Here is a 16,986-nt window from a genome sequence, read left to right as displayed (position 1 = left end):
GGCGCCGGAAACCCTTGGCGCACCAGGGAATGCCCTGCCCGGGCCGCCTGTTGTGGGGAGTGTCGGAACGCAGGGGAAAGACGTCGGAGGAGAGGGAGCGCATGACCCAGGTCATCAGCCAGAACCGTCCGCAGGCCGCTGACCTGGACTGGACGGTGCTGCCCGCCCCCAAGCGCGGCTCGCTTCGGGCGGCGGAGGGCCGGGATGGTCGACTATTCTCCGATTCGAGCGGATCCGCTTTCGGAGCCGCCACGCTGTCGGAGGAGGTGGGTCCTGTCGCTGGGACCGACGAAGGCCAGGCACAGGAGACGACCGCGGAGCGCAACGCGCGCTTCGAGCGGGACGCCCTCGGCTACCTCGACCAGATGTACTCCGCCGCGCTGCGCATGACGCGCAACCCGGCCGACGCCGAGGACCTGGTCCAGGAGACCTACGCGAAGGCGTACGCGTCCTTCCACCAGTTCCGCGAGGGCACCAACCTCAAGGCGTGGCTCTACCGCATCCTCACCAACACGTTCATCAACTCCTACCGCAAGAAGCAGCGCGAGCCGCAGCGCAGTGCCGCCGAGGAGATCGAGGACTGGCAGCTCGCGCGCGCCGAGTCGCACATGTCGACCGGTTTGCGTTCCGCCGAGTCGCAGGCGCTCGACCACCTGCCCGATTCGGACGTGAAGGAAGCGCTCCAGGCCATTCCGGAGGAGTTCCGCATCGCGGTCTATCTTGCCGACGTAGAGGGCTTTGCGTACAAGGAGATCGCGGACATCATGGGTACACCCATCGGTACGGTCATGTCGCGGCTGCACCGTGGGCGCCGTCAACTCCGCGGAATGCTGGAGGACTATGCCCGTGAGCGCGGGCTGGTTCCCGCCGGCGCGGGAGAGTCGAACGACCTGAAAGGCTCGGGCTCATGAGCTGCGGAGAGCCGCACGAGACGGAGTGCGCCGAGGTCCTGGACCATCTGTACGAGTTCCTGGACCACGAGATGCCCGACAGTGACTGCACGAAGTTCGAGACGCACTTCGGCGAATGCAATCCCTGTCTGGAGAAGTACGGCCTGGAACAGGCCGTGAAGAAGCTGGTCAAGCGCTGCTGCGGATCGGACGACGTGCCGACCGACCTCCGCTCCAAGGTCATGGGACGGATCGAACTGATCCGCTCGGGTCAGGCCGTGCCCGAAGGCGACATCACCGCCGGACCCGCGACCGGCTGAACGGCCGGCGTCGTTCCGCTGAACCTCCGCCCCCGGAACTCCACTTCGTTCACTCGAAGGTGCTAATCCGGGGGCGCCCGTACGGTGCAATACGAAAATGGGCCCCCGCTCGGTTCGGGGGCCGCCCTATTCTCCCCTCGCGGTACCGCTCGTGTCCGGTACCCGGATTCCCGGCCCCTGGGGGAGGAGAGCGCCATGCGGGTACTGCCCCCGGCGGCGCGCGCCTGCGTCCTGGCCGCCGTTCTCGCCGCCGCGGCATGCGCCGCCCCCGCCCTCCTCGCGCCGGCCTCGACGCCCTGGCCCGCCGTGGCCCTGCTGGCCCTCCTCTCCCTCGGCTGCGAGGGGACGCGGGCCCTGCCCGTCCTGGGCCGCCGGGTCCCCGAGGGCATCGGCTCCTTCCTCCCGGTGGTGATGGCCGCCGTCTTCCTGCTCCCGCCCCCGGCCGCCGCGCTCGTCGCCCTGCCGGGCGGACTCGCCCAGAGCGTCGTCCAGCGGCCCGCCAGGGTGCGCCGGATCTGGCACGCCGCACAGCAGGCGACGGCCGCCTGGGCGGCCGGGCAGGCCTACGGGCTCCTCGGCGGACCGCAGGCCCTCACCGGCCGGGGCGGCGGCGCGGGACCGCCCGGGGACGCCGGACCCACCGCCTGGGTGGTGGCCGACTTCCCGTACGTGCTGCTCCCCGCGGCCGTCGCGGCCGTCGTCTTCTGCCTGGTGCTCACCGCCCTCGACGGGGCCGTCCTGGCCGCCGCCGAACACCGGCCCGCCGCCACCGCCTGGCGCGGCACCGCCGCCTCCCTGGCCCAGTACGGCGCGCACGGGCTGGCCGGACTGATGATGGCCGTCATGTGGCGCAGCCCGTACGGGGTGCCGGCCGCGCTGCTCGTCCTGCTGCCGATGTACATCTCCTGCTGGGTCTTCGCCCAGTACCAGCGCGAGAGCGCCGCGCACCGGGCCACGATCCGCGCCCTCGTCCAGGCCGTCGACATCAAGGACCGCTACACGCGCGGGCACAGCGAACGGGTCGGCCAGGCCTCCGCCATGATCGCCCGCGAGCTGGGCATGGGCGACGACCGCCTGGAGGTGGTCCGGATCGCCGGGATCCTGCACGACGTCGGCAAGCTGGGCGTGCCGACCCGGCTGCTGCGCAAGGACGGGCCGCTGACCCCGGAGGAGCGCAGGATCATCGAGCTGCACCCCGAGTACGGACACGAGATGGTGCGGGGCATCGGATTCCTCGGGGAGGCCCGGTCCGCGATCCTGCACCACCACGAGCGGGTCGACGGCCGCGGGTACCCGTACGGGCTGAGCGGGGACCAGATCCCGGTCCTGGCCCGCGTGGTGGCGGTGGCCGACTCCTTCGACGCGATGACCTCCACCCGCTCCTACAGCCGGGCCCGGCCGGTCGAGACCGCCCTGGCGGAGCTGGAGCGCTGCGCGGGCGCGCAGTTCGACCCGGCGATGGTGCGGGCCCTGGCCGCCGCCATCGGCCGGCACGGCTGGCACCCCGTCGTCACCTCGGACGTGGACCTCCAGGTCATCCCCGCCGCACCCGGCCCGCCACCGCCGGGGCCCGGCGGGGCGCCGGCCGGCGGTGCGGCGGCCGGGGATCCGCGGGCCGCCGATCCGGCCGGGCGGGCCGGGGGCGGCCGGTGAGGGCCCTCGCCGTCTGGGCGGTACGCGCCGCCGCCGGGCTGCTCGCGGCCGCCGGGCTGGGCCACACCCTGTGGACCGGCGTCGTCGAGCCCGGCACCGCCCTCGCCTTCGGCACGCTGGTCGCCCTCGGCGAACTCGCCCGGCGCGACCCCCGCCCGGCCTCCGCGGGCCCCTCCACCGAAGGCGCCGGTCCCGCCGGGCCCCGCCAGCCCGCACCGCTCGGCTCCGCCGGAGCCCTCGCCTACGCCCTGCTCGGACAGAACGCCGGACACCCCACCCACCACGGGGTGCTCCAGACCGTCGCCGTCGTCGTCGCGGCCGCCCTCGCCGGGATCGTCCCGCACGTAGCCCGGGGCCACGGCCCGGCCCTGGACCACGTCGCCCGCCGGGTCCTCACCGTCGCCTTCGCCGCCGCCTGCTTCCAGCCGCTCCACCACTCCGGGCAGCTCGGCGACCACCTGGGGCAGGGCCCGTACCTCGTCCTGTTCCTGCTGCTCCTGCTGGGCCTCACCGCCCTGTGCGACGCCGTGCTCGCCGCCGTCCCGGCCGGGGCCCGCACCGGCTGGCCGTACGGGCCCCTGCTCCGCGACGAGCTGCGCGCCCTGCCCGGCACCGGCTCGGCGATCTGCGCCACCGGGGTCGTGATGGCCCTCGGCGTGGCCGTGGCGGGCCTGTGGGCCCTCCCGGTCTTCTGCGTGCCGCTGCTGCTGACCCAGATGTCCCTCCACCGGATCACCGCCGTCCGCACCACCTACCGCCAGACCATCACCTCCCTGGCCCGGGCCACCGAGATCGCCGGGTACACCGCCCCCGGGCACGCCCGCCGGGTCGCCGCCCTGAGCCGCGAGGTCGGCCGCGAGCTGGGCCTGTCGGAACGGGAGCTCACCGTGCTGGAGTACGCCGCGCTGATGCACGACATCGGCCAGCTCTCGCTCGTCGACCCGGTCCCCGCCGGAGCCACCGAGGACCTGCCCGCCGCCGAAGCCCGCCGGATCGCCGAGCTGGGCGGTGAGGTGGCGCGCCAGACCGGGGTGCCGGCCGAGGTCGCGGTGATCGTGGAACGCCAGGCGGATCCGTACCGCGAGCAGCCCTTCGCCGCCCGGATCGTGCGCGCGGTCAACGCGTACGACGACCTCGCGGGCGGGAGCCGTCACCCGGGCGGCTCACTGGCCGCACTCGAACAGCTGCGCCTGGGCACCGGGCGCGACTACCAGCCGGAGGTCGTGGAGTCCTTGGCGAGGGTTCTGGCCAGGGGAGGACGCGGCAGGGTCGTAGCCGTTCCACCGGGGTAACCCATGGGTAATGAGCGGCTGTCCGAGCGGGCATGGTTGGATGCAGTAGGAGTGTCCGTGAGGGTGTGCGCAAGGCTGCACCTGTCCCCCAGCCACCGCTGGGGGTGCCCCCAAGCAGGCGGGAATCGTGAGGATCTTCGGGAAGGTACGGCATCGGCCCTCCGCTTCGTGGCGGCAGGCCACCGACCGCGCGTTCACGCTGATCGGCGACGGTCGGTACGAGGACGCGGGCGCGCTGCTGACCAGGGCTGCGGACCTGGAGCCCTGGCTGTCCGAGTCCTGGTTCAACCTGGCCCTGCTGCACAAGTTCCGGCACGACTGGGAGCAGGCCAGAGCGGCGGGGCTGCGCGCGGTGGCCCTGCTCGACCGGGAGACCGGCGCCCCGGACTGGTGGAACGTGGGGATCGCCGCGACCGCGCTCCAGGACTGGCCGCTGGCCCGCCGGGCCTGGCAGGCGTACGGCCTGAAGGTGCCCGGCGACCCGCACAGCACGGCGGGGACGGGCGAGCCGGTGGGCATGGAGCTCGGCAGCGCCGCCGTCCGGCTGTCCCCCGAGGGCGAGGCCGAGGTCGTGTGGGGCCGCAGGCTGGATCCAGCCCGCATGGAGGTCCTGTCCATCCCGCTGCCCTCCTCCGGGCGGCGCTGGGGCGAGGTCGTCCTGCACGACGGGGTGCCGCACGGCGAGCGGGTCACCGCGGCCGGCCCCTCGTACCCGGTCTTCGACGAGATCGAGCTGTGGGCCCCCTCGCCGGTGCCGACCTGGGTGGTGCTGCTGGAGGCGGCCACCGAGGCCGACCGTGACGCGCTGGAGCAGCTGGCCTCGGACGCCGGCTTCGCCGCCGAGGACTGGTCCTCCTCGGTGCGGCTGCTGTGCCGGACCTGTTCGGAGAGCGAGATGCCGAGCGGCGAGGACAACGGCGACCACCTGGACCCGCACGACCACAGCGAACCGGGCCACCCCGGCCCGCTCGGCCACCGCACGGCCGGATCCGGCTCCCTGTGGGTGCCCGAGCGCGAATGCGGCATCGCGGCGCCGGCGGGCCTGGTGCGCGGGCTGCTCGACGGCTGGGTCGCCGACAGTCCGGACAGCCGGGAGTGGCGGGATCTCGAAGAAGTCTGCTGACCCAGGGCCGTAGGCTGTACGGGCACACCACGGACTTGAGGGAAGGCGTACGGCGGACATGGCGCAGCAGGAGAACCAGGTGACCCCGATCGACGACGAGGGCTACGTCGTGGACACCGAGGACTGTGAGGCGCGCGAGCTCGCCTACCGCGAGCGCGGTACGTCCCGCCCGATCACGGTGGTCGGCAACCCGGTGCTGCACCGCGAGTGCAAGGACGTCACGGAGTTCGGCGACGAGCTGGCGCAGCTGATCGACGACATGTTCGCCAGCCAGAAGACCGCCGAGGGCGTGGGCCTGGCCGCCAACCAGATCGGCGTCGACGCCAAGGTCTTCGTGTACGACTGCCCGGACGACGACGGCGTGCGCCACACCGGTGTCGTGGTCAACCCGAAGCTCGTCGAGCAGCCGGCCGGCTCCCGCGTCCTGGACGACTCGAACGAGGGCTGCCTGTCGGTCCCGACCGCGTACGCCTCCCTGGCCCGCCCGGACTACGCCGAGGTCACCGGCCAGGACGCCCAGGGCAACCCCATCAAGGTCCGCGGCACGGGCTACTTCGCGCGCTGCCTCCAGCACGAGACCGACCACCTGTACGGGTACCTGTACATCGACCGCCTCTCGAAGCGCGACCGCAAGGACGCGCTGCGCCAGATGGCGGAGAACACCCCGCGCTACGAGATCGTCCCGAACGACTGATCCCGGCCGCGCGCCGCACACGGACGAAGGCCCCGCTCCGGAACCGGAGGCGGGGCCTTCGTGTGTGGGGGGTGCGGGGCGCGGCCGGCGTGACCGGATGACATCACCGTCGGCGGACCACGGCCAGACCTGCGCCGCCGGAATGTCAAGTCATGGTCGATAACCGGCCGTTGGGCTGTGGTCAGGCCGCGGTGCGGGGCCCCCGGAAGGTGCGGCGGAAGGTGTTCGGGGTGGTGCCCAGGGTCCGCAGGAAGTGGTGACGCAGGGCCGCCGCCGTCCCGAAGCCGCTGCGGCCCGCGATGGCGTCCACCGTGTCGTCCGTGGCCTCCAGCAACTCCTGCGCCAGCAGCACCCGCTGGCGCAGCACCCACTGGTAGGGGGTGGTCCCCGTCTCCTGGAGGAAGCGCCGGGCGAAGGTCCGGGGTGACATCCGGGCCCGCTCCGCCAGCCGCTCGACGGTGATCTCCTCGTCCAGGTGGCGGGCCATCCACCCGATCACCTCGCCGACCGTGTCGCAGGCGGTGCGGGGGAGCGGCCGCTGGATGAACTGGGCCTGGCCGCCGTCCCGGTGGGGCGGTACGACCATCCGCCGGGCGATGGTGTTGGCCACCTCGGCCCCGTGCTCCTGGCGGACCACGTGCAGGCAGGCGTCGATGCCCGAGGCGGTGCCGGCGGCGGTGATCACCGCGCCCTCGTCCACGTAGAGCACGTCCGGGTCGACCCGGGCCGCCGGGAAGCGGCGCATCAGCGCCGGGGCGTGCAGCCAGTGGGTGGTGCAGCGCCGCCCGTCCAGCAACCCGGCCGCACCGAGCATGAAGGCGCCGCTGCACACGCTGAGCACCCGCGCCCCCCGGTCCACGGCCCGGCGCAGGGCGTCGAGGAGGGGCTCGGGGTAGTCCCGTACCGGCGCCCGCCGGTCGGCGGGCAGGCAGATCAGATCGGCCTCCTCCAGCCGCTCCAGCCCGTGCGCCGGTGCGATGGTGAAACCGACGTCCGCCATGGTCAGCGGCCCTTCCTCGGCCGCGCACACCGCGAAGTCGTACACGGGCAGCCCCTGCTCGCTCCGGTCGATCCCGAAGACCTCGCAGAAGATCCCGAACTCGAAGGGCGCCACTCCGTCGACGAAGGCCACCGCCACGTTCTTCAGCATGGTCCCAGTGTGGCAGTAATTCGCTCTTCCATGACAGTCCTGCCACTGTCCGGTTCCGGCGGTACCGACGATCTTTGAGTCATGAACACGTTCCTCGACTACCTCACCGTCCTCGCCGTGGCCGCCCTGCTCCTCGCCCCCGCCCTGTACGGGGCCCTGCACGAGCGCCGCACCGACCGCCAGCTCACCGCGGCGGCCCACCCGGAGCCGGCGCCGCGCCGGACGGCGGCCGGTCCCCGCCGGGCCGGAACCCGGTCCGCCGCGTGGCGCCGGGGCCGCGTGGCGCACTGACCGCCCCGCGCAGGGCAAGACCGCGCAGGCGACCGCCAAGCCGACCCGCAAGAAGGAGCGGCTGACGCCCGAGCCCGGACGCGGAACGGCCCCGCCCGTGAACCGCGGGCGGGGCCGAAGCGGGCTGCGACCGCGGCCTAGAAGTCCTCGTCCAGGTCGACGGTGCCCTCGACCGCGACCTGGTAGGCCGACGGGCGGCGCTCGAAGAAGTTCGTCAGCTCCTGGACACCCTGGAGCTCCATGAAGGAGAACGGGTTCTGCGAGCCGTACACCGGCGGGAAGCCGAGGCGGACCAGGCGCTGGTCGGCGACGCACTCCAGGTACTCGCGCATCGACTCGGTGTTCATGCCCGGCAGGCCGTCACCGCACAGGTCCCGGCCGAACTGCAGCTCCGCCTCGACGGCCTCCTTCAGCATGTCGGTGACCTGCTGCTGGAGGGCGTCGTCGAAGAGCTCCGGCTCCTCCTTGCGGACGGTGTCCACGACCTCGAAGGCGAAGTTCATGTGCATGGTCTCGTCACGGAAGACCCAGTTGGTGCCCGTCGCCAGACCGTGCAGCAGGCCGCGCGAGCGGAACCAGTACACGTACGCGAAGGCGCCGTAGAAGAACAGGCCCTCGATGCACGCGGCGAAGCAGATCAGGTTCAGCAGGAAACGGCGCCGGTCGGCGGCCGTCTCCAGCCGGTCGATCTTCTCGACCGAGTCCATCCACTTGAAGCAGAACTGCGCCTTCTCACGGATGGAGGGGATGTTCTCCACCGCGTCGAAGGCCGCCGCGCGGTCGTCGGGGTCGGGCAGGTAGGTGTCGAGCAGCGTCAGGTAGAACTGGACGTGCACGGCCTCCTCGAACAGCTGGCGCGACAGGTACAGGCGCGCCTCCGGGGAGTTGATGTGCTTGTACAGCGTCAGCACCAGGTTGTTCGCGACGATCGAGTCGCCCGTCGCGAAGAACGCCACCAGACGGCCGATCATGTGCTGCTCGGACGGCGTCAGCTTCGCGAGGTCCGCGACGTCGGAGTGGAGGTCGACCTCCTCCACCGTCCAGGTGTTCTTGATCGCGTCGCGGTAGCGCTCGTAGAAGTCCGGGTAGCGCATCGGACGCAGGGTCAGCTCGAAGCCCGGGTCGAGAAGGTTCTTCTGGTCGTTGGAGCTCATTACTGGCAGGCCTCGCAGGACTCGGGGTTCTCAAGGGAGCAGGCCAGCGCCTCGGCGTCGAGGGCCTGCGGGAGGGGCGTGGCGGCGGCGGCCGGGACGGCGGCGGCGCCGGACGCGGCGCGGGCGATCTTCGTCGCCGGGCGGGAGCGCAGGTAGTACGTGGTCTTCAGGCCCTGCTTCCAGGCGTACGCGTACATCGAGCTGAGCTTGCCGATGGTGGGCGTCTCCAGGAACAGGTTGAGCGACTGGCTCTGGTCCAGGTACGGGGTACGGGCCGCCGCCATGTCGATCAGGCCGCGCTGCGGGATCTCCCACGCCGTGCGGTACAGCTCGCGGATCTCCGCCGGGATCCAGCCGAAGCCCTGGACGGAACCGGAGGAGTCGCGCAGCGCCTCGCGGGTCTGCGCGTCCCACACCCCGAGCTCCTTGAGGTCCTCCACCAGGTAGGCATTGACCTGGAGGAACTCACCGCTGAGGGTCTCGCGCTTGAAGAGGTTGGAGACCTGCGGCTCGATGCACTCGTACACGCCCGCGATCGAGGCGATGGTGGCCGTCGGGGCGATGGCGAGGAGCAGCGAGTTGCGCATGCCGGTCTTCGCGATCCGGGCGCGCAGGGCGTCCCAGCGCTCGGGCCAGGTGGGCTCGACGTCGTAGTGGTCGGGGTGCAGGACGCCCTGGGCGGTACGGGTCTCGGCCCAGGCCGGGAGCGGGCCGCTGCGCTCGGCGAGGTCGCAGGAGGCCTCGTACGCGGCCAGCATGATCCGCTCGGAGATCCGCGTGGAGAGGGCCTTCGCCTCGGCGGAGTCGAAGGGCAGGCGCAGCTTGAAGAAGACGTCCTGGAGGCCCATGGCGCCCAGGCCCACCGGACGCCACCTGGCGTTGGACCGGCCGGCCTGCTCGGTCGGGTAGAAGTTGATGTCGACGACGCGGTCGAGGAAGGTCACGGCCGTGCGGACGGTCTCGTCCAGGCGCTCCCAGTCCATCCGGCCGTCGGCGACGAACGCACCGAGGTTGACCGAGCCGAGGTTGCAGACGGCGGTCTCGCCGTCGTTGGTGACCTCGATGATCTCGGTGCAGAGGTTGGAGGAGTGGACGACGGTGCCGGGCAGCGCGGTCTGGTTCGCGGTCCGGTTCGAGGCGTCCTTGAAGGTCATCCAGCCCTGGCCGGTCTGCGCGAGCGTGCGCATCATGCGGCCGTACAGGTCGCGGGCCGGCATGGTCTTCTTCGCGAGGCCCGCCGCCTCCGCCTTGAGGTAGGCGGCGTCGAACTCGTCGCCGTACAGGTCCACCAGCTCGGGGACGTCGGCCGGGGAGAACAGCGACCAGTCGGCGTCGGCGTTCACGCGGCGCATGAACTCGTCCGGGATCCAGTGCGCGAGGTTGAGGTTGTGCGTGCGGCGCTGGTCCTCGCCGGTGTTGTCGCGCAGTTCCAGGAACTCCTCGATGTCCGCGTGCCAGGTCTCCAGGTAGACGGCCGCGGCGCCCTTGCGGCGCCCGCCCTGGTTCACGGCGGCGACGGAGGCGTCGAGGGTCTTCAGGAACGGCACGATGCCGTTGGAGTGGCCGTTGGTGCCGCGGATCAGCGAACCGCGGGCGCGGATGCGGGAGTACGAGAGGCCGATGCCGCCGGCGTGCTTGGAGAGGCGGGCCACCTGGTGGTAGCGGTCGTAGATCGAGTCCAGCTCGTCCAGCGGGGAGTCCAGCAGGTAGCAGGAGGACATCTGCGGGTGTCGGGTGCCGGAGTTGAAGAGCGTGGGGGAGGACGGCAGGTAGTCGAGGCGGCTCATCAGCCGGTAGAGCGAGGCCACTTCCTCGACGGCCTGGACGCTCTCGTCCTCGGCGAGACCGCAGGCCACGCGCAGCATGAAGTACTGCGGGGTCTCGATCACCTGGCGGGTGTGCGGGTGCCGCAGCAGGTAGCGGCTGTGCAGGGTGCGCAGGCCGAAGAAGCCGAAGCGGTCGTCCGCACCGTCGGCGAGCGCGTGCTCGACCAGCGCGTTCAGCCGGCCGGCGTGGGCGGCGACGAAATCGGCGGTCCGGTCGGCGATCAGGCCCTCGCGGTGGCCGACGGCGACGGACTCGGCGAAGGAGGTGGCGCCCTGGCCGGCGGCCTCGTCGGCCACGGCCAGCGTCAGCAGGCGGGCGGCGAGGCGGGAGTAGGCCGGGTCCTCGGAGATCAGGCCCGCCGCGGCCTCGGTGGCCAGCCCGCGCAGCTCGGCCTCGTCGGCCGCGGAGCTGCGTCCGCGCAGCGCGGCGGCGGCGACCCGGCCCGGGTCGGTGTCGGGGAGGTCGGCGGTCAGCTCGGTGAGAGTACGCAGCAGCGCGGCCCCCGGGCCTTCGGTGGTGTCGCCAGAAACGGACTCGGCGCGCGGTGCGGAAGGCGCGATGGTCACGGCGGGAGCTCTCCCTCGCTCGGCCCGGTCGTCGGCGGATCGGGGCAGGGGGAGGCGCGTGCGGGCGCGACGGAATCGCGTACTCACCGCATGGCGTCCACCGGCCCAACCGCGAAGCCCGGACGTGTCGGCACCCGGTTCGGTCGACCCGGGCGCACTGTCGGCAGGTCCTCGGACTTGTCATACCGTTGCGGGACAGTTCCGGATTCACACCGGATTCCCCTGCGGCGACAGCGAGGATGAGCATACATGTGGGGGGCCACCGATGCGCGACCCCCCACATGTTGTGTCGGTGCGGCTACAGCTCCAGACGGTAGGTCAGCAGCGTCAGGGCCGGGAACGGCGACCAGTCGAGCTCCGGAGTGCGGACGAAACCCATGCGCTCGTAGATCCGCCGGGCGCCCGGCATGGCCGGCTGCGTGGACAGCACCAGAGCCGTGAGCCCCAGGGCCCGGGCCCGCTCGGCGCAGGCCCGTACGAGGGCCTCCCCGACCCCCTGCCAGCGCGCCTCGGGAGCCACCGCGAGCATCCGGAACTCCGCCTCCTGCGGGCCGGCCACGTCCGCGAGCCGGCTCCCGGGTGCGGCGAACGTCACGCCGCCGAGCAGCCGGCCGTCCCGCACGGCGACCAGCACCTCGCCTTCGCCGGCCCGCCCGGCCACGTCGCGCAGCGCGTTCAGGTAGGTGTCGTCCTCGTTCAGGTCGAGCAGTCCGTCCCCGGTGTAGGCCGCGCCGGTGATCTCGCCCAGCCGCTCGTACTCGTCCGCCCTCGCGGTTCTGATGTCGAAGTCCATGCCCCCGAGTGTGCGCCACGCCTGCCGGCTGCCCGGCGCCGTCGTCGCGGGAGGTGCGCCGGACGCGCCGAAGGGCCCCGCCGTCCCGGTGCGGGACGGCGGGGCCCTTTCGCGGGCACGAGTGCCCTCAGCAGCAGCGGAAGCCCTCCCGGGGGTCCGCCTCGCGGGCGTCGGTACGGGCCCGCTCGAAGGCGCGCCGGGTCATGACCTCGGCGTCCGGGTCGTGCGTGCGGGCGTGCGCGACGTAGCGGTCGTACGCGGCCTCGCCGGAGAACTCCCGTACGAAGAACCGGGCCTTCGCCAGCGCCCCGCGCACCCGGCTCACGCGACCGGTTCCTTGGCCGGGCTGCCGCGCCCGTCGAGGCCGGCGGCCGCGAGCTCGGCCTTCTCCTCGGCCGTGGCGATGAGCCCGGCCGGGGCGATGATCTTCGACTCGGTCCACGGCACCTCGGAGAGGCGGACGGACTCGGGGTGGGCGATGGCCTTGAGGCAGGTCCGGGCCGCGTCCGCCAGCACGATGATGATCAGGACCGCGAACAGCGCCGACAGGACCCCGTCGACCGTCGCGTTGGTGACCACGGTGTGCATGTCGTCCATGTTCTTGGCGGGCGGGAGCACCTTCCCGGCGTCGATGCCGGTCTGGTACTTGTCGCGCTGCGCGAAGAAGCCGACCTTCACGTCGTCGGAGAAGACCTTCTGGTAGCTCGCCGTGAGCGTGACGGCCACGTCCCAGGCCAGCGGAACGGCCGTGACCCAGGCCCACTTGAGCCGCCCGGACTTGACCAGCAGCGTGGTGCAGACGGCCAGCGCGACCGCCGCGAGCAGCTGGTTCGCGATGCCGAACAGCGGGAAGAGCTGGTTGATGCCGCCCAGCGGGTCCTTCACGCCGACCCACAGGAAGTAGCCCCAGCCGCCGACCACGACGGCGCTCGCGAGCCACACGCCCGGCTTCCAGCTGACGTTCCGGAAGGACTTGTGGACGTTGCCGAGGGTGTCCTGGAGCATGAACCGGCCGACGCGGGTGCCCGCGTCGACGGTGGTCAGGATGAAAAGGGCCTCGAACATGATGGCGAAGTGGTACCAGAAGGCCTTCATCGCGGTGCCGCCGACCACCGCCGAGAAGATCTCCGACATGCCGAGCGCGAAGGTCGGCGCACCGCCCGTACGGGACAGCAGGCTGGCCTCCTCCACGTCCTTCGCGGCCTGCGCGAGGGCCTCCGGGCTGATGGCGAAGCCGAGGCCGGTCACCGCCTCCGAGGCGCTCTGGACGGTGGTGCCGACCACGCCGCCGGGGGAGTTGACCGCGAAGAACAGGCCGGGCTCGATGATGCACGCCGCGATCACCGCCATGACGGCGACGAAGGACTCGGTGAGCATGGCGCCGTAGCCGATGATCCGGACCTGGGTCTCCTTCTGGATCATCTTCGGGGTGGTGCCCGAGGCGACCAGCGAGTGGAATCCGGACAGGGCCCCGCAGGCGATGGTGATGAAGACGAAGGGGAACATCGCCCCGGCGAAGACCGGGCCGTCGCCGCGCGAGGCGAACTCGGTGACCGAGGGCATCTTCAGCGTCGGCATCGCGAGGACCACGCCGATCGCCATCAGCGCGATGGTGCCGACCTTCATGAAGGTGGACAGGTAGTCGCGGGGCGCGAGCAGCAGCCACACCGGCAGCACCGAGGCGACGAAGCCGTACACGACCATCCAGATGACCAGCGTCTCCTTCTCCAGGGTGAAGGTGTCAGCCCAGGAGGACTCGGCGACCCAGCCGCCGGCGACGATCGCGAGCAGCAGCAGCGCGACGCCGATGAAGGAGACTTCGGTGACCCGGCCCGGGCGCAGGACGCGCAGGTAGACGCCCATGAAGAGGGCGATCGGGATGGTCATGCCGATGGAGAAGACGCCCCAGGGGGAGTGCGCCAGCGCGTTGACGATGACCAGCGCGAGCACCGCCAGCAGGATGACCATGATGACGAACACGGCAATCAGGGCGGCGGCCCCGCCGACGGGGCCGATCTCGTCCCGGGCCATCTGGCCGAGCGAACGGCCGTCGCGCCGGGTGGAGAAGAACAGGGTCACCATGTCCTGGACGGCGCCGGCGAAGATGACGCCCGCGACGATCCAGATGGTGCCCGGCAGGTAGCCCATCTGCGCGGCGAGGACCGGGCCGACCAGGGGCCCGGCGCCGGCGACGGCGGCGAAGTGGTGGCCGAAGAGCACGCGCCGGTCTGTGGGATGGAAGTCGACACCGTTGTCGAGGCGTTCGGCGGGAGTGGCCCGCGTCTTGTCGACCTTCAGTACGCGGTCGGCGATGAAGCGCGCGTAGAAGCGGTAGGCGATGGCGTACGAGCCCAGCGCGGCGGCGAGCAGCCAGGCGGCGGAGATCTCCTCACCCCGGGAGAGCGCCAGTACGCCCCACCCGAGGGCGCCGACGAGGGCCACTCCCACCCAGATCGCCACGGACCGGGGAGAGGGCCTCCCCGAGGGCGAGGGCGAATCCGTGCCGGGGCGTGGACCCGCCGCTCCTCCCGCTGTCGGAGCCCCGTCCGTACCTGTTGCATCCGGTTCCGGCATGATCCTCGTCCCCTCGTTGATCATCTGCGTGAGCGCAGGGAATCTACGGGGGTCCCACCCATGGATGTAAGCCCCCGTCCGCATAGCGGTACGAGCGTCCACCCCAGGTGGAAGGGCAGTCAACCAGTGATCACGTGGCAGGTCGCCGGAGACGGGCAACGAACTTGTAACGGTCGCCGCGATATACCGATCGCACCCATTCGACCGGTTCTCCGTCGGCGTCGAGGGAGTGCCGGGAGAGCATCAGCATCGGCAGGCCCACGTCCGTGCCGAGCAGTCCCGCCTCGCGCGGGGTCGCCAGGGAGGTCTCGATGGTCTCCTCGGCCTCCGCGAGACGGACGTCGTACACCTCCGCGAGGGCGGTGTAGAGCGAGGTGTACTTGGCGAGGGAACGGCGCAGCGCCGGGAAGCGCTTGGCCGACAGGTGCGTGGTCTCGATGGCCATCGGCTCGCCGCTCGCCAGGCGCAGCCGCTCGATGCGCAGCACGCGTCCGCCGGTGGTGATCTTCAGCAGGCCCGCGAGGGTGTCGTCGGCGGTGACGTACCCGATGTCCAGGAGCTGCGAGGTGGGTTCCAGGCCCTGGGCGCGCATGTCCTCGGTGTAGGAGGAGAGTTGGAGCGGCTGTGAGACCTTGGGCTTGGCGACGAAGGTGCCCTTGCCCTGGATGCGTTCCAGCCGCCCCTCGACGACGAGCTCCTGCAGGGCCTGCCGGACGGTGGTGCGGGAGGTGTCGAACTCGGCCGCGAGCGTGCGTTCCGGCGGCACCGGGGTGCCGGGGGGGAGCGTTTCGGTCATGTCGAGCAAGTGCCGCTTGAGTCGGTAGTACTTGGGCACGCGCGCCGTTCGAGTGGCCGGCGCGCCTTCCGGCTCCGTGGTCGCCCCTTCGGTGGCCATCGCCGCCCGCCTTCCCGACTCCAGTTTCGCTGCCGTCACCGGCTCCTCCGATATGTGCGGTCACATGGTGACACGGGTGGGAGGGCAGGCCTCCTCCCCGCCCCGAGGTGTCGGTCCGATAACGGACCGAGCACCCGCTCATTAGACCCTTGACACCCCTAAAGGTCTAGGCCAAGCTCCCGGTACTGGTCTAAACCAATGTGGATCAGATCCCGGCCCCACGGCAGTACTTGGTACGTACGTCACCGCGGCGGGCGAGGGAAGGTGCAGCAGCATCCCTGAGGAGGGTGGCGTGAAGCGCAAGCTCATTGCGGCGGTCGGTGTCGTGGGCATGATGGTCGGAGTCGCGGCGTGCGGCAATGGCGGCGACGACAAGCCGAACGCCGACGCGTCGGGTGGCGCCAAGGAGATCACCGTCTGGGTGATGGACGGCTCCGCACCCAAGGCGTGGATCGAGCAGGTCAACAAGGAGTTCTCGGCCAAGCACCCCGGTGTCACGGTCAAGGTCGAGGAGCAGAAGTGGACGGGCATCCAGGAGAAGGTCACCACGGCCCTCTCCGAGAACACCCCTCCGGACGTCCTTGAGCTCGGCAACACCCAGACCGCCGGCTACGCGGTCACCGGCGGCCTCGCCGACCTGACGAAGGACAAGGCCAAGCTCGGCGCCGACGCCTGGCAGAAGAGCATGCTCGCCTCCGCCGAGGTCGACGGCAAGCTGTACTCCGCCCCCTGGTACGCCGCCAGCCGCGTCGTCGTCTACGACAAGAAGGCCTACGAGAAGGCCGGCGTCACCCCGCCCAAGACCCGCGACGAGTGGATCGCCGGCCTGGAGAAGCTGAAGGCGGCCGACCCCTCCGCGCAGCCGATCTACCTCCCCGGCCAGAGCTGGTACATCCTCGCCGGCTTCATCTGGGACGAGGGCGGCGACCTCGCCGTCAAGGACGGCGCCAAGTGGAAGGGCCAGCTGGGCACCCCGCAGGCCGCCTCCGCGATGGACTTCTACAAGAAGCTCCAGTCCTTCTCCACCGCCCCCAAGGACAAGGACGAGGCCACCCCGCAGCAGTCCACCGACATCGTCCCCAAGGGCGGCGTCTCCTCCTGGATCGGCCTCGGCTGGGAGGCCGGCGGTGCCGAGAAGGCCCTGAAGGACGCGGGCAAGGAAGCCGACTTCGGCTACTTCCCGATCCCCGGCAAGACGGCCGACAAGTCCGGCACCGTCTTCCTCGGCGGCTCGAACCTCGCCGTGGCCGAGCGCTCCAAGAACAAGGAGCTCGCCAAGGAGTGGCTGGCCCTCGCCACCGGCAAGGACCAGATGACCAAGTACGCCGCCGAGGTCAAGGGCGCGCTGCTGCCGAACCAGGTCGGCGCGAACTTCACCCCGGCCGCCGGCTCCTTCGCCGAGGCCATGGCCAAGGCCGGCCTCAACGGCAAGATCACCCCGGTGACCGCGGGCTGGGCCAACGTCGAGACCGAGCCGAACCCGATCAAGGAGTTCATGACCAAGGTCCTGAAGGGCGAGGACGCCGCCAAGGCGGGCGCGGACGCGGACAAGGAAATCGCGAACCGCATCAACAAGTAACAACGGCCCCACCCGGCAGTACCCGCACAGCCCAGCAGTGTGAACGCACCGGGGGGGGGGGGGGGGGGGGCGCCCCCCCCCCCCCCCCCCCCCCCCGCCCGGGGCGCACCCGCCCCCCCCCCCCCCCCCGCCCCCCCCCCACCCCCCCCCCCCCCCGCCGCGCCCCGCCCCCCCCCCCCCCCCCC

The 16,986-nt window shown here is 71.8% G+C and carries 15 protein-coding genes and 1 riboswitch; of the genes, 8 read left to right on the top strand and 7 right to left on the bottom strand.

From position 1 onward, the window contains the following. Window positions 1-266 precede the first annotated feature (266 nt). The 6 genes from ACFY7H_RS06175 (at window position 267) to def (ending at window position 5,972) form a co-directional block, all read left to right on the top strand. The gene (locus tag ACFY7H_RS06175) at window positions 267-911 is read left to right on the top strand and encodes a sigma-70 family RNA polymerase sigma factor (protein ID WP_007266438.1); all 645 of its coding nucleotides are present in this window, start codon (window positions 267-269) and stop codon (window positions 909-911) included. Further along, the gene (rsrA, locus tag ACFY7H_RS06170) at window positions 908-1,210 is read left to right on the top strand and encodes a mycothiol system anti-sigma-R factor (protein WP_388933841.1); all 303 of its coding nucleotides are present in this window, start codon (window positions 908-910) and stop codon (window positions 1,208-1,210) included. Before ACFY7H_RS06175 ends, rsrA begins: the two co-directional genes overlap by 4 nt. A gap of 195 nt (window positions 1,211-1,405) precedes the next feature. Beyond that, entirely contained in the window at window positions 1,406-2,863 is a 1,458-nt protein-coding gene (locus ACFY7H_RS06165; protein ID WP_388933838.1) for an HD-GYP domain-containing protein, read from the top strand. Further along, window positions 2,860-4,155, top strand: coding sequence for an HD-GYP domain-containing protein (locus ACFY7H_RS06160; protein ID WP_388933835.1), 1,296 nt, complete (start codon window positions 2,860-2,862; stop codon window positions 4,153-4,155). The genes ACFY7H_RS06165 and ACFY7H_RS06160 overlap by 4 nt, the downstream gene beginning before the upstream one ends. Before the next feature lie 127 nt (window positions 4,156-4,282). Continuing rightward, on the top strand, window positions 4,283-5,278 hold the full coding sequence (locus tag ACFY7H_RS06155) for a tetratricopeptide repeat protein (protein ID WP_388933832.1): 996 nt from the start codon (window positions 4,283-4,285) through the stop codon (window positions 5,276-5,278). Window positions 5,279-5,336: 58 nt separating this feature from the next. Further along, window positions 5,337-5,972, top strand: a complete 636-nt coding sequence (gene def, locus ACFY7H_RS06150) for a peptide deformylase (RefSeq protein ID WP_388933829.1) — start codon at window positions 5,337-5,339, stop codon at window positions 5,970-5,972. Window positions 5,973-6,153: 181 nt separating this feature from the next. Here the strand turns inward: def and ACFY7H_RS06145 are convergent, their stop codons facing one another. After that, window positions 6,154-7,122: a helix-turn-helix domain-containing protein gene (locus ACFY7H_RS06145; protein WP_388933827.1), complete on the bottom strand. Its 969-nt coding sequence runs from the start codon at window positions 7,120-7,122 to the stop codon at window positions 6,154-6,156. Between the two features lie 81 nt (window positions 7,123-7,203). On the opposite strand from ACFY7H_RS06145, the gene ACFY7H_RS06140 reads away from it, so the two are divergent. Next, window positions 7,204-7,413 (top strand): hypothetical protein, encoded by a 210-nt coding sequence (locus tag ACFY7H_RS06140; RefSeq protein ID WP_388933824.1) that lies wholly within the window; start codon window positions 7,204-7,206, stop codon window positions 7,411-7,413. A gap of 137 nt (window positions 7,414-7,550) precedes the next feature. Here the strand turns inward: ACFY7H_RS06140 and ACFY7H_RS06135 are convergent, their stop codons facing one another. The 6 genes from ACFY7H_RS06135 to ACFY7H_RS06110 all read right to left on the bottom strand — a co-directional run bounded on the left by ACFY7H_RS06135 (window position 7,551) and on the right by ACFY7H_RS06110 (window position 15,222). After that, window positions 7,551-8,567 carry a ribonucleotide-diphosphate reductase subunit beta gene (locus ACFY7H_RS06135; RefSeq protein WP_388933821.1) on the bottom strand — a complete coding sequence of 339 codons (1,017 nt, stop codon included), beginning with the start codon at window positions 8,565-8,567 and terminating at the stop codon, window positions 7,551-7,553. Next, window positions 8,567-10,960: a ribonucleoside-diphosphate reductase subunit alpha gene (locus tag ACFY7H_RS06130; RefSeq protein WP_388933819.1), complete on the bottom strand. Its 2,394-nt coding sequence runs from the start codon at window positions 10,958-10,960 to the stop codon at window positions 8,567-8,569. Before ACFY7H_RS06130 ends, ACFY7H_RS06135 begins: the two co-directional genes overlap by 1 nt. Window positions 10,961-11,104: 144 nt before the next feature. Then, window positions 11,105-11,242: riboswitch (cobalamin riboswitch) on the bottom strand. A gap of 16 nt (window positions 11,243-11,258) precedes the next feature. Continuing rightward, window positions 11,259-11,753: a GNAT family N-acetyltransferase gene (locus ACFY7H_RS06125; RefSeq protein ID WP_388933817.1), complete on the bottom strand. Its 495-nt coding sequence runs from the start codon at window positions 11,751-11,753 to the stop codon at window positions 11,259-11,261. Between the two features lie 127 nt (window positions 11,754-11,880). Continuing rightward, complete coding sequence (locus ACFY7H_RS06120) at window positions 11,881-12,078, bottom strand: YbdD/YjiX family protein (RefSeq protein WP_388933813.1); 198 nt, start codon at window positions 12,076-12,078, stop codon at window positions 11,881-11,883. Next, complete coding sequence (locus ACFY7H_RS06115) at window positions 12,075-14,327, bottom strand: carbon starvation CstA family protein (protein ID WP_388934971.1); 2,253 nt, start codon at window positions 14,325-14,327, stop codon at window positions 12,075-12,077. The genes ACFY7H_RS06120 and ACFY7H_RS06115 overlap by 4 nt, the downstream gene beginning before the upstream one ends. 130 nt (window positions 14,328-14,457) lie before the next feature. Next, a complete protein-coding gene (locus tag ACFY7H_RS06110; RefSeq protein ID WP_388934967.1) occupies window positions 14,458-15,222 on the bottom strand; it encodes a GntR family transcriptional regulator in 765 nt (254 codons plus the stop codon). Between the two features lie 292 nt (window positions 15,223-15,514). Here ACFY7H_RS06110 and ACFY7H_RS06105 point away from each other — a divergent pair, with 292 nt between their 5' ends. Then, window positions 15,515-16,801, top strand: coding sequence for an extracellular solute-binding protein (locus ACFY7H_RS06105; RefSeq protein ID WP_388933811.1), 1,287 nt, complete (start codon window positions 15,515-15,517; stop codon window positions 16,799-16,801). Window positions 16,802-16,986 lie beyond the last annotated feature (185 nt).

Origin of the sequence: Streptomyces sp. NPDC012794 (assembly GCF_042901085.1) — a bacterium.
Taxonomy (GTDB): domain Bacteria; phylum Actinomycetota; class Actinomycetes; order Streptomycetales; family Streptomycetaceae; genus Streptomyces.
Note: the sequence above shows the minus strand (reverse complement) of the source record. Positions and strands in the feature narration are given on the sequence as shown.